We start from the raw sequence: 12,859 nt of genomic DNA on the forward strand, positions 1-12,859 counted from the left end.
GCTCGTGCGCCGCTGGTGCCGCTGGCGCCATACCGGTCAGCGGTTCGGACGCGCCGTACGCGGCGGCACCGCGCACTGGTCGGAGAAGCCCTGTCGGGTCAGGCCCAGGGCGGCGTTCATCCGGGAACGCTGGTTCTCCACCGCGACCATCGCGACCAGCTCGACGAAGGCGGGCTCGCCCAGGCGGGCGAGCAGCTCCCGGGCCAGCTCGTCGGTGACCGAGGGCTCCGTTTCGGTCATGGCCTCGGCGAACTCGAGCACCAGGAGTTCGAGCTCGTCGAAGCGTTCGCGATGCTCACGCCACTGCGGCACGTACTGGACCTTGTCCATCGGCAGTCCGTGTTCCGCCGCCTCCCAGTGTCCGAAGTCCAGACACCAACCGCATCCGATACGGGCCGCCGACGCCAGCACGGCGAGATGCTTCAGTCCGGCGTCGAGCTCGTTCCACTTCGCCAGCCGCTGCTCGAAGCGGCCACCGTCCCGGAGCACTCTGGGGTGATGCCCCATCGCGGCCAGCGGGTCGAGTACTTCGCCGTACTTCCGCCGGGAGTACCAGGCGGCGAGGCGGTACGTGAGGGTGCGGGGCGGATCAAGCCGGATGCGGGCCATCATGGGCCTCCCTTGTCGCTTCGTCTGTGACACCAACACGACGAACCGAGCGCCCGGAAACGTGACATCTGCTGCGCGTGGCGGGCTGGGAGGCCCACGGCGGGGTACGGGGGCGTGCCGTCGACCCAGGAGCCGGACGAACCGCGGTCATCACAACTCCGCACAGCGCACGCGGCGTTGTTCTCGGGAGGCCCGGAAGTCGCCCGGGGCGACGGCACCTTCTGCACCCGGCCGCTCGGCCGCGTGCGCTCACTCCCCGAGCACCAGGCATGATGGGCTCTCGTCGTGTGCAACGAGGGAGGGTTCCCGCATGGACCAGGCCATACGTCGGGCCACCAACATCGCCGCCGAATCCGAGTCAGCGGACTCGGTGCTGGCCGAACTGGCCAGTTCCACCGTGCTCAGTTGGGTGGTGTTGGGCCTCGTCGTGGGAACCGTGGCGAAGGTGCTGCTGCCCGGTCGCGACCCGGGCGGCCTGGTCGGGACCGCGTTGATCGGGATCGCCGGGGCCTTCATCGGAGGCTGGCTCTCCGCCGTCTTCCTGGATCGGCCGGTCAGTGACAACGTGGTCGATCCGGAGTTGTGGGTGGCGGCCGTCGTCGGCTCGCTCGTCCTGCTGATCATCTACCGCATCCTCTTCGGGCACTCCCGGGACCGCCGCTGACCGGCCGGTGGCCGGGGGTTGTTCGGGCCAAAGCAATGGAACCGCAAAGCCCTGCTGTTCGTTACCTCGGTCATGACTGCAATGACCCCTGGCTCGAACCTTCCGCTGCCCGCGGCGCGGGTGGCGGTAGAGGTGACGGCACCCGTCCGGGTGGACGTGTCCGGACTGCTGATCGCCGCCAACGGCAAGGTTCGTTCCGATGACGACTTCGTGTTCTACAACCAGCCGAGCGGCCCCGGCGTGACCCACAGCAGTGGCGCGGCGGACACCATCACGGTGGACACCGCGGCCGTGCCGGCCGATATCGAGAAGGTCGTCGTCACGGCCAGTCTGGACAACCCGGGCGCCACCTTCGCCGGCACCGAGCCGACCGGCACCGTCCGGGACGCGGGGACGAACGCCGTCGTCGCGAGCTTCACGCCACCCCAGCTCGGCACGGAGACCGCACTGGTCGTGGTGGAGATCTACCGGCGTAACGGCGCGTGGAAGGTGCGCGCGGTCGGACAGGGTTACGCGAACGGTCTCGGCGGCATCGCCACGGACTTCGGGGTCAGCGTGGACGAGCCCGCCGCACCACCCCAGCCCGCCGCGCCGGCGGCGCCCTCCGCCCCGGCGGCGCCTTCGGCTCCGGCGACTCCGCAGGCTCCCACCCCGCCAGCGGCTCCCATGCCCTCGGCTCCGATGCCCTCCGCTCCGCCGGCCCCACCGGCCCCGCAGGCTCCGGCACCACAGATGCCGCCGCCCGCGCCGTCGGCACCGGGCGCGCCCGTTCCGCCCGGCCCGCCGGCGGCTCCGGCACCGGGAGCGGCGCAGGGCGGCAAGATCAACCTCGACAAGGGCCGGGTCAGCCTGCAGAAGAACCAGACCGTCTCGCTGGTCAAGGGAGGCCAACCGGTCCTCACCTCAGTCCGGATGGGCCTGGGCTGGGAACCGGCGTACCGCGGGAAGAACATCGACCTGGACGCCTCCGTCATCGCGTACGACGCGAACCGCAAGAAGGTCGACACCTGCTACTTCGGGAAGCTCCGCATCCTGCGCGGCGTCGTCCAGCACTCGGGCGACAACCTCACCGGCGAGGGCGCGGGAGACGACGAGGCCATCACCGTCGCCCTGGGGGATCTGCCCCAGGAAGTCGGTGCGCTGGTGTTCACGGTGAACAGCTTCTCCGGCCAGAAGTTCACCGATGTCGCCAAGGCGTACTGCCGCCTCATGGACGCGGCAAGCGGCGAGGAGCTGGTCCGCTTCGACCTGACCAACGCGGAGTCCCGCACCGGCGTGCTGATGTGCAAGCTCATCCGGCAGTTCTCCGGCGAGTGGGAGATGACAGCGCTCGGGGAGTACGTCGACTCCCGTACGGTGCGCGGCATGGTCAAGCCGGGCGGCGCCGCGCTCTGACCCGGGGACCCGATAGCCCGTGGGCGCTTCCCCAGGCCCGCGGGCGCCCCCTCCCGTGAACCCCGCGAACCGTGGCGACAGACCGACCTCACCGTCCGCGGGCCTGGGCTCGCAGCCGGCGCTTCGACGTGGACGTACGGACTCGGGCCGCCCCGCGGAGCTCTGTGACGCACGGCCCTCCGCCCGTCAACTGGTGTGCGAGCGCGCCTTGAACGCCGCCTTGCGCGCGTCCTTGGCCACCTGCTTGTCCGGGTGCAGCCGACCCATCGCCTCCAGCACCTCGGCGGTCGCCGGGTGGTCGATCCGCCAGGCACGGTCGAAGAAGCCGGTGTGCTGATCCACCAGGCTGCTGACCAGCTCCCGCAGTTCCTCCACCTCGCCCACCAAGAAGAGCTGCGCGGCGAGCGTGTCCACGGTCAGCCAGAAGACCATCTCCTCGTCCGGCGCCGGCACGTCCGTGGCGCCGTTCTCCGCCAGCCAGACGCGGGCCAGCCCCCCGAGATCACGGTCCTCCAGCACCTCACGCAGCGCCGGCTCGGCCTCCGCCCCGGCCAGGGACAGCGCCTGCTGGCAGGCGAGCCGTCGGCTCGGCCCCTCGCTGTCCCGGCCCCGCGCGGCGACGAGCAACTCCCCCGCTGCCTCGGGGATGTTCCGGACCGCGAGCCACCTCTCGAACTCCGCCCGCGCGCTGTCCTCCGGAAAGGTGATGGCCGCGCCCAACAGCGAGTGCGCGTCCCGCTCGGCGAGGTCGCCGACGGCGGGGGCGTCGATTCCGGCATCCCGCAGTCGTTCCCGGACGCCGTACAGCCCCAGCGGAGTCAGCCGCACCATGCCGTAGCGCGAGACGTCCTCGTCCTCCGGTTCCTCCGGCAGCTCACCCTCGGACTCCTGAGTGAGTGCCTCGTCCACCGGCTGGTACTCCAGCAGACCGGTGGGCGTGATGATCCGGAACTGGTCGTCGAGGCGCATCATCGCCTCCGAGACCTCTTCCAGCACCTCGTCGGTCGGTTCCTCCATGTCGTCCGGGACGATCATCGAGGCGGCGAGTACCGGCAGCGGGACCATGCCTCCCTCGGCGACCGAGAGATCGGTGGCCGAGAGGAGATAGAGGTTTCCAAGGGCGCTGTCCAGGAAGTCGCCCTCGTCATCCGGGTCCCAATCCACCGAACTCAGGTCGATGGCGTTCGGATCGATCTTCCCGTCCTCGCCGAGTGCCCCCTCCAGACCGCCCACCAGGTCCTCGATACTGGGTGTGGCGGCGTCGGCCAGCACACTCTCCAGCCCGCCCTGCCAGATGTCGAGCACCTCCGCGGGGTCCCCACCGCCCGTCCACCGGTCCAGTTCCGCGCCCTGGGTGGCGGTGCCGACGGGGTCGTCGCTCTCCAGCGTCGGCTCGGCGTCCTCGTCCTCGGTGATGTCGACGAGGCCGACGTCCACGGCGAGGTTCCAGGCCTCGGCGACCTGCGCCGGGCCCTGCTCGTCCTCGGTCAGGTCCAGGTGGCCGGTGGCCTCCTTCAGTTGGCTGTCCAGGAGTTCGCCGCCCGCGCCGACCCGGATGCCGCTGCCCGCCCATCGAGCGAGCCGCGCGGCACGCGCGAAGAGCGGCGCGGCCAGCGCGTCCTTGGCCAGTTCGGCCTCGGAGTTCAGCCGGACGGGCGGCATCGTGGGACGTACGTCACCGGACATGGCGGGTGGCTCCATCGTTGGCGCGGAAGGGTGCTCACCCCCAGCTTAGAGGCGATTTCACGGTGCCGCGGTCACCTGGGCCAGCCCCACGGGGAGCGGAGGCGAGCACACGCCCCTCGGGCAGGTCAGTGCCGTACGACAGTCACGAAGTTCACCTGTCCGTGGGTCCGCTGACTTCTCGCGTGCCTTGACAGCCACCGGTACCTCGGGGAGCTTGACGCGCGTAGAAACCAGCACCGGACGCAGCACGCGAACCGCGGCGCGAGCGCGGCAGCACAGCCGAGCCGACACGTCAGCGCGGTCAGCGCGCGGCGCCGCCGGCACCAGCCCGATCCACCCAGGACGTACACCCGTACGCACCCGCGGTACCCGACACCGCCCCGGAGGGACTCTTGACCACCCGTCACCAACTCGCGCTCGGCGCCTGCACCGTCACGGTAGCGGCGCTCACCTCGACGCTGCTCGTCACACCCGACGGCGCGACCGCGGCCACCGGCCCGGATCGCATACACGACATCCAGGGCGACCACCGAATATCGCCGTACGCGGGCGACTCGGTGGCGGACGTGCCCGGCATCGTCACCGGCGTGCGTACGGAGGGCTCGGCGGGCTTCTGGATGCAGGACCCCCGAGGCGACGACTCGCCCGCCACCAGCGAGGGCGTCTTCGTGTTCACCGACGCCAAGCCCCCTGTCCAACCCGGCGACGAGGTACGGGTCTCCGGCCAGGTCAGCGAGTACGTGCCCGGCGGCGCCGACTCGGGGAACCAGTCGGTCACCCAGCTGACCGATCCCACCGTGGACGTCCGCTCCTCCGACCAGCCGCTGCCCGAGGCCCGCGAGTTGAACGCCGGCACGGTGCCCGAGACCTACGCCCCACAGGGCGACCCCGCGGAGGACGACAGCATCGACGGCCTGCGACTGCGCCCCGACAGATACGCCCTGGACCGCTACGAATCCCTCGAGGGCATGAACGTCCAGGTCGAGGACACCCGGGTGGTCGGCCCGAGCAGCGAGTACGACGACCTGTGGGTCACCGTGCGACCGGACGAGCATCCCACGGCGCGCGGGGGCACCCTCTACGGCTCGTACGCGTCGCAGAACCCCGGCCGGCTGAAGGTCACCAGCCTCGCCCCCAGCGAGGAGGGCTTCCCCGCCGCCGATGTCGGCGACCAGCTCACCGGCACGACCGCCGGCCCGCTGGACTACGACCAGCACGGCGGCTACCACCTCGCCGCCCGGGAACTGGGCACCCTACGGGACAGCGGCCCGAGCCCGGAGCGCACCCGCCCCCAGCGGGACGGCGAACTGGCCGTCGCCACCTACAACGTGGAGAACCTCGCCCCCGACGACGACGCCACCAAGTACGAGCGACTGGCCCAGGGTGTCGTACGCAACCTGGCGACCCCGGACATCCTCGCCCTGGAGGAAGTCCAGGACGACAGCGGCGCCCAGGACGACGGCACGGTCACCTCGGAACGGACGGTGGGCAAGCTGATCGACGCCATCAGCGAGGCCGGCGGGCCGCGCTACGAGTGGCGCGGCATCGCACCGCGGGACGGCCAGGACGGCGGACAACCCGGTGGCAACATCCGCAGCGGCTTCCTCTTCAACCCCGAGCGGGTCTCCTTCACGGACCGTCCCGGGGGTGACGCGACCACCGCCACCGAGGTCGTGCAGCGGGACGGACAGGCCACCCTCAGCCACTCGCCGGGCCGGATCACCCCGAACGATCCCGCCTGGAAGGACAGCCGCAAGCCGCTGGCCGGCGAGTTCCGCTTCCGCTCGGAACCGGTGATCGTGGTCGCCAACCACTTCAGCTCCAAGGGCGGCGACCAGCCCCTGCACGGGAGTACGCAGCCGCCGAAGCGCTCCTCCGAGAAGCAGCGCCACCAGCAGGCACGGCAGGTCAACGCCTTCGTCCAGGACATCCAGGACGTGCGGCGGAAGGCGGACGTGGTGGTGCTCGGGGACCTCAACGACTTCGACTTCTCCGCCACCACCAGTGCCCTGACCGAAAACGACGCGCTGCGCGGCGCGGCCGCCACACTGCCGGAAGAGGAGCGCTACACCTACGTGTTCCAGGGCAACTCGCAGGTGCTCGACCAGACGCTGGTGTCGCCGGGCGTCTCCCGCTTCGACTACGACATCGTGCACACGAACGCGGAGTACGCGGACCAGGTCAGCGACCACGACCCGCAGGTGCTGCGGTTCCGGCCGTAGCCTCGCGCGACCCGGGGCTGCCCGGGTAGGGGCCAGCTCCGGACGCCCGCCGGGAACACGCGTCGGAGAGGCGCGTGTCCTGGCGAGCGCCGTATCGTTTGAACCGTGCGGCTGCGTCACCCGACGTGGTGGGGAGGAGTGGCACCGATGACCGTTGAGCTGACCGACAGGATCGAGATGGCCGAGAACAGTGGCACGAACCTGGACGAACTCTTCGAGCTGCTGGAGCGGATGCCCGTCCCCGAGGGCTTCAAGGCCGAGATCGTCGAGGGGACCGTGCACATGTCGCCACAGCGGGACGCACATTGGGAGATCATTGCCGCTGTCTACGACGCACTGCGTACGCGCTATCCGAGAAACCGGCTAAAGTCCGACGTCAGGCTCGACTTTCCCGGCGAGGCGAATGGATTCGCACCGGACGTGCTCGCGCTCCGGAGTGAAGCCGTACCGCGCGCCGACGGCCGGCGCGGCTGGCACTACCAGGACGTGGAATTCGTCGCCGAGGTGATCTCCCGGGGCACGGCGGCCAACGACTACGGCCCCAAGTTGCGCGCGTACGCGGTGGCGGAAGTCCCGGTGTACCTGATCGTCGATCCCTACACCGCGAGTTGCCAGCTGCACACCCACCCCAAGCAGGGGGAATACCAGAGCCAGCTGATCGCGAAGTTCGGTGAGGTGATCGACCTGTCGGACACCATCGCCGGGATCACTCTGCCCACCGAGGACTTCCCCGTCGAGCGGGACGGCTGAGCCGCCGACGCCCCGCGCGCCCGCAACCCGTCCGTCAGCCGTGCCCCGGGCCATCGCCACCCGCTGGGCCGTACGGTGGCGCACCACCGCCCGGGCCGTACGCGGCCGGCGGCCGGTGTCCCGCGGCCGCCCCGTACGATCCGCCGCCACTCGCGTACGGCGCGGGCGCGCCCGGTATCCCGTACGGCGAGGGCGGACCGCCGCCCTGGGGAGCGCCCTGCCGGGCGTCGGTGACGTCCCGCACCAGCAGCGCGGCTCCCGCCACGGCTCCGGGCATCAACAGCACCGCGAGGAAGGGCACCAGGAAACACAGCACCAGCGGCACCCCGAAGCCGAGTGCCAGCCCCTTACGGGCACGCAGCAGCCGCAACCGCTCGCGTACGGGAATGTCCCGGCGCTGCATGGCGACCGAGGTGAGCTCCACGGTGAGGAAGAACCCGGAAACACAGAAGCCCAGCACCGGGACGATGGTCTGACCCACGATCGGCACGAAGCCGAGCAGGAAGAGCGGCAGGGCGAACACCAGCGCACGCAGCAGCACATGCAGACTGTCCGTCAGCGAGATCCACAACTCCCGCCACAACGGACGGTCCGGCCCGGCCGGGCAGCCGCCCTCGGACTCCTCGACCTGCTCGGACAGCTTCTCGTAGAACGGGTCGCCGATCAGCAGGGTCACCGCGGCGAAGGTGAGGACGGCGAGGAACAGCGCGCCGAGCCAGAGCAGCACCGCGAAGAGCACACGCAGCGCCGTGCGCCAGGTCTCGTCCCAACCGTCCGCGAACGGCGTCGCCCAACCGGCGATGTCACCGGCGAAGAACGCGAGGACGGTCAACGCCGTGGCGTACAGCAGAAAGGCGACCAGGGCCGGAAGCAGGCCGAAGCCCAACCACCGACCGTGACCGAAGACCCACCGCTGTCCACGCCTGAGATAGTGCAGTCCCGCCGTCGTATCGCGCATGTCGGCACCGTATCCGGTTCCACCCGGACCACGCCCGCCGCCTCAACTCCCTGTGGACAACGTCCCGTCGGTGTCCGGCGCTACCTTTCAGGCACCTGCCGCGGCAGGACTTCCGGAATCCCGGGAACACCCTTCTCGCGCCCGCGTCGCTCAGTCGTTGCTGTGCAGAGCCTCGTTAAGGCCGCCCCAGGAGCCGGTGCGGGGCAGTGCCTCGACCACGCCGGTAGTTGAGTTGCGGCGGAAGAGCAAGTTGTTGGCGCCGGACAGTTCCAGCGCCTTGACGATCTTGTTGTCGGGCAGCGTGATCCGGGTGCCGGCGGTGACGTACAGCCCCGCCTCGACGACGCAGTCGTCACCGAGAGCGATGCCGAGCCCGGCCTCGGCACCCAGCAGGCAGCGTTCGCCGATGGAGACGATCTGCTTGCCGCCGCCGGAGAGGGTGCCCATCACGGAGGCGCCGCCACCGATGTCGGAGCCGTCGCCGACGACGACGCCACCGCTGATCCGGCCTTCGACCATGGAGGCGCCGAGGGTACCGGCGTTGAAGTTGACGAACCCCTCGTGCATGACCGTGGTGCCCTCGGCCAGGTGCGCGCCGAGCCGTGCCCGGTCGGCGTCCGCGATGCGTACGCCCCGGGGCGCGACGTAGTCCGTCATCCGCGGGAACTTGTCCACGCTGGTCACGCTGAGGTGGGTGCCGGCGGCGCGGGCGGCCAGACGTACCTCTTCCAGACGGCCGACCGGGACCGGGCCGAGGCTGGTCCAGGCGACGTTCGAGAGCAGCCCGAAGATGCCGTCGAGGTTCTGTCCGTGCGGGCGCACGAGCCGGTGGCTGAGCAGGTGCAGCCGCAGGTAGACCTCGTGCGTGTCCAGCGGCTTGTCGGCCAGCGAGGCGATCACGGTCCGCACCGCCACCGTCTCGACCCCGCGCACCGGGTCCGGGCCGAGCGCCGCGGGAGCGCTCGCGCCGAGTTCCTCGGCGGCGCGGGCGGCGTCCAGTCGCTCACTGCCGGCCGGCTCGGCGGGCTCGGAGACCAGCTTCGGCGCGGGGAACCAGGTGTCGAGGACGGTCCCCTCGGAGTCCAGGGTGGCCAGCCCGGCGGCTACGGCGCCGGTCACGGGAGTGGTGGCTGCGTCGGTCATGCCCGCACGGTATCCGCCGGCGGACCTGGAAGGCGAACCAGCGCACCCGCTCCGGTCGCCCACCACGACGCGCGCCACGGCTCCGTACGGACGTGCCGACCGTGCGCACCGGGTAGGGAACTCGGGACGGAACGTCGTACGGATGCCTGCCCGAGGTCCGGATGTCGGCATGTGCCGCCGCTCGGCGACACGCCGGACCTCGGGCAGGCATCCGGGACCTCAGCGACACCAGCGGGACGGGCCAACACCAGCGAGACAGCTCCACGCGAACCGCCGAACGCGGCGGGACACGCACCGCGCCGTGTCCGGCGGTTGACTGATAGGGATGGGACGGATGCCTGGACAAGCCGATGGTGCGGGCCACCATTCACGGACCGGTGGGGCGGTACGACCTCGCGTGTCGACCGCCTCTGTGTCGGACGCCGCACAGCGTTCCTCAGAGGCGTCACGGGCACGGCGAAGTACGCCGCCGGGCTCTGGTTTCCGTGGCGACGTCGAGGGCCTGCGCGCGGTCGCGGTGCTGTCCGTGCTCGCCTACCACGCCGAAGTGGACAGCGTGACCGGCGGTTACGTGGGCGTGGACGTCTTCTTCGTGATCTCCGGCTTCCTGATCACCGGCCTGTTGGTGCGCGAGTTGGAACGGCACGGTCGCGTCTCACTGTTGCGGTTCTACGCGCGGCGGATGCGGCGGCTGTTGCCGGCGACCGTACTGGTGCTGTGCACGGTGTTGGCGCTGGCCTGGCTGCTGATGTCGCCGGTGGAACGCGAGACGCTCTTCGACGAGGTGATCGCGTCCGCGTTGTACTTGGTGAACTGGCAGCAGGCGGCCGAGGCGGTGGACTACTCCGCGCTGGGCACCGAGGGCAGCCCGGTGCAGCACTTCTGGTCGCTGGCGGTGGAGGAGCAGTTCTACTTGGTGTGGCCGCTGCTGCTGATCGCCGTCGCCTGGACCGCGCGCCGTACCGGCCCGCTCGGCGGCAGCGTACGCGCCCGGCTTGGTCTGCTGCTGGGTGTGGGCGCGGCGGTGTCGTTCTGGTACGCGATCCGGCTGACCGAGGTGCAGGCGGGCGCGGCCTACTTCTCCACCGCCACCCGGGCCTGGGAGTTGGCCGCCGGCGCCCTGCTGGCGCTGGTGCCGGCCACCGCGTGGCGCTGGTCGCGGCGTACGGCGGGCTGGGTGGCGGCGGCCGGGCTGGGGATGATCGTGCTGGCGGTCTTCTACCTCACCGACCAGAGCACCTTCCCGGCGCCCTGGGCACTGCTGCCGGTGCTGGGCACCTCGGCGGTGATCGCCGCCGGCTGCGCCGTCCAGGACACCCCGGTGAGCCGCCTGTTGAGTCTGGCTCCGGTGCGGTACGTCGGCCGGATCTCGTACTCCTGGTACCTGTGGCACTGGCCCGCCATCGTGTTCGCGACCATCTGGTTCGCCGGGCTCTCGGCACCGCTGCTGGTGGCCGTGGTGGTGCTGTCCTGGATTCCGGCGGCGCTGACCCACCGGTTCGTCGAGGAGCCGTTCCGTCGCGCGCGGGTGCTGTCCGGGAACGGGCCCTCGCTGCAACTGGGCTTCGCCTGTGTGGCCCTGCCGGTGCTGCTCGGGGTGCTGTCGATCTGGACGGTGCCGCGTACTCCGCTGGCCGACTCCGAGCAGGCCAGGGGGGCCGAGGTGCTGACCGAGAGCACCGCGCTCCAGAGGTCCGCGGAGGCCGTACGCCCGCAACCGGAGGAGGCTGCCGAGGACCGGGGGAAGGTGCACGCGGACGGCTGTCTCGCGGACCAGCCGGACACCCAGTCGGACACCTGCGTGTACGGCGACCCGTCGGCGGACACCACCGTGGTGCTGTTCGGCGACTCGCACGCGATGCAGTATTCCCCGGCCCTGCTGACACTCGCGAAGCAGCGCGAGTGGCGGCTGGTGGTGCTGACCAAGTCCTCCTGCACGCCGTCCGACGTGACCGTCTACAACGAGCAGTTCAAGCGGGCGTACACGGAGTGCGACAGCTGGCGCGAGCACTCGATGGAGCGCATCGCGTACGAGAACCCGGACATGGTCATCACCGGAAACCAGCCGGACGTGACGGTGATGCGCTCCGGCACCAGGCTCGACTCCGGGCAGAGCGCGGACGCGATGCGGCAGGGGTACGCGGAAACGATGCGTGCCCTCCGGTCCACGGGGGCGAAGGTGGTCGCGCTCGCGGACAATCCGCACCCGCCGCAGGACATGCCCTCCTGTGTCTCCAAGTCGATGGGCGATCTCGCCGACTGCGCGTTCTCCCGGGAGCAGGGGCTGGACTTCGAGCGGGCCAACAAGCAGGCCGCGCGTCAGGTGGACGGCGTCCGGCTGATCGACCCGCTGCCGGTGCTGTGCCCGAGCGGTGAGTGTCCCGCGGTCATCGGCAGCACCATGGTGTACCGCAACAGTTCGCACATCACGCCGGCCTACATGAACAGCATGCTGGACTGGCTGGACGAGAAACTGCCGAACACGACCTGAGGCGCGGCCGGAGGCGTCCCGGCGTGCGAGCCGGACGCCGGGGCGTTCAGCGCGGGTCGGTCAGCGGAGCCAGCCGTGCGCTGATCTCCTCCGGGTCCACCGGCCGGCCGGTCAGCAGGAGTTCCAGCATCAGGCCGTCCAACAGGGCCGCGAGCGCCCGGGCGGTGACGTCGTCGGGCGTACGTCGCCGCAGCACCGCGGCCGTGCCGTCCAGGCACTCGGCCGCGAGCGGGCGCACGGAGGGGTGCGTGAGCGCGGTGAGGTACAGCTCGTACTCCAGGCGGGTGCGCTCCTGCCCCTCGGTCAGCGAGTCCACGACGAAGCGGGTGAACTCCTCGGTGAGGGAGCCCTCGCGGGGCACGCTGCGCTCCCAGCGGTCCATGGCCGCCAGCCAGTCCCGCATGGCCTGTCCCAGTGCGGCGTGCAACAGGTCGTCTCGGGAGGCGAAGTGGTAGGTCGTGGAGCCGAGCGGCACGTCGGCCTCGGCCGCCACCCGGCGGTGGCTGAGGCCGGCGACGCCGTGCTCCCCGACGACCCGCAGCGTCGCGTCGATCAGCCGCTGACGCCGCTCCGGATCGAAGCGTCGTCCCATCAGTGCGCGCCTCCCAGATTCAGCAGGACGACTCCCGCCACTACCAGCAGCAGCCCGGCGATCTTCGCAGCCGTGGCGGCCTCACCGAGGAAGACCATGCCGATGGCGGCGATGGCGGCGGTACCGGCGCCGGACCAGATGGCGTAGGCGGTGCCCACCGACATGGACTTGAGGGTCTGCGCGAGGAGCGCGAAGGCCACGACATATCCGGCGGCGGCACCCAGTGAGGGCCACAGCTTGCTGAAACCCTCGCTGTACTTCATGGACGTGGTGCCGATGATCTCCGCCAGGATCGCGCCGGCGAGCGTCGCGTACATCATGCGTACGATCGTACACACCGTTGTGTACG

11 protein-coding genes are annotated in these 12,859 nt (G+C 70.8%); 5 read left to right on the forward strand and 6 right to left on the reverse strand.

The genetic code is table 11. From position 1 onward, the window contains the following. Positions 1-36: 36 nt before the first annotated feature. A complete protein-coding gene (locus tag AN216_RS17985) occupies positions 37-612 on the reverse strand; it encodes a carboxymuconolactone decarboxylase family protein (protein ID WP_338059260.1) in 576 nt (191 codons plus the stop codon). Positions 613-919: 307 nt separating this feature from the next. On the opposite strand from AN216_RS17985, the gene AN216_RS17990 reads away from it, so the two are divergent. Then, positions 920-1,273, forward strand: a complete 354-nt coding sequence (locus AN216_RS17990) for a GlsB/YeaQ/YmgE family stress response membrane protein (RefSeq protein WP_079166723.1) — start codon at positions 920-922, stop codon at positions 1,271-1,273. Between the two features lie 72 nt (positions 1,274-1,345). Then, the gene (locus AN216_RS17995; protein ID WP_212732721.1) at positions 1,346-2,668 is read left to right on the forward strand and encodes a TerD family protein; all 1,323 of its coding nucleotides are present in this window, start codon (positions 1,346-1,348) and stop codon (positions 2,666-2,668) included. A gap of 186 nt (positions 2,669-2,854) precedes the next feature. On the opposite strand, the gene AN216_RS18000 is transcribed toward AN216_RS17995, so the two are convergent. After that, positions 2,855-4,354 carry a hypothetical protein gene (locus tag AN216_RS18000; protein WP_070197721.1) on the reverse strand — a complete coding sequence of 500 codons (1,500 nt, stop codon included), beginning with the start codon at positions 4,352-4,354 and terminating at the stop codon, positions 2,855-2,857. Positions 4,355-4,746: 392 nt separating this feature from the next. Between AN216_RS18000 and AN216_RS18005 the strand changes: the two genes are divergently transcribed. After that, entirely contained in the window at positions 4,747-6,576 is a 1,830-nt protein-coding gene (locus tag AN216_RS18005) for an endonuclease/exonuclease/phosphatase family protein (protein WP_070197722.1), read from the forward strand. Between the two features lie 147 nt (positions 6,577-6,723). Continuing rightward, positions 6,724-7,326 (forward strand): Uma2 family endonuclease, encoded by a 603-nt coding sequence (locus tag AN216_RS18010; RefSeq protein WP_070197723.1) that lies wholly within the window; start codon positions 6,724-6,726, stop codon positions 7,324-7,326. 34 nt (positions 7,327-7,360) lie between these two features. Here the strand turns inward: AN216_RS18010 and AN216_RS18015 are convergent, their stop codons facing one another. Together AN216_RS18015 and dapD are read right to left on the reverse strand one after the other, a co-directional pair. Continuing rightward, complete coding sequence (locus AN216_RS18015; RefSeq protein WP_070197724.1) at positions 7,361-8,284, reverse strand: EI24 domain-containing protein; 924 nt, start codon at positions 8,282-8,284, stop codon at positions 7,361-7,363. A 150-nt stretch (positions 8,285-8,434) separates the two neighbouring features. After that, positions 8,435-9,427, reverse strand: a complete 993-nt coding sequence (gene dapD / locus AN216_RS18020) for a 2,3,4,5-tetrahydropyridine-2,6-dicarboxylate N-succinyltransferase (protein ID WP_070197725.1) — start codon at positions 9,425-9,427, stop codon at positions 8,435-8,437. A 397-nt stretch (positions 9,428-9,824) separates the two neighbouring features. On the opposite strand from dapD, the gene AN216_RS18025 reads away from it, so the two are divergent. Continuing rightward, positions 9,825-11,918, forward strand: coding sequence for an acyltransferase family protein (locus AN216_RS18025; protein ID WP_070197726.1), 2,094 nt, complete (start codon positions 9,825-9,827; stop codon positions 11,916-11,918). Between the two features lie 46 nt (positions 11,919-11,964). Here AN216_RS18025 and AN216_RS18030 read toward each other — a convergent pair whose 3' ends face one another. After that, a complete protein-coding gene (locus AN216_RS18030) occupies positions 11,965-12,510 on the reverse strand; it encodes a TetR/AcrR family transcriptional regulator (protein ID WP_070197727.1) in 546 nt (181 codons plus the stop codon). Further along, the gene (locus AN216_RS18035) at positions 12,510-12,830 is read right to left on the reverse strand and encodes a DMT family transporter (RefSeq protein ID WP_070197813.1); all 321 of its coding nucleotides are present in this window, start codon (positions 12,828-12,830) and stop codon (positions 12,510-12,512) included. The genes AN216_RS18030 and AN216_RS18035 overlap by 1 nt, the downstream gene beginning before the upstream one ends. Between the last annotated feature and the right edge of the window lie 29 nt (positions 12,831-12,859).

Source organism: Streptomyces oceani (genome assembly GCF_001751245.1).
GTDB lineage: Bacteria > Actinomycetota > Actinomycetes > Streptomycetales > Streptomycetaceae > Streptomyces > Streptomyces oceani.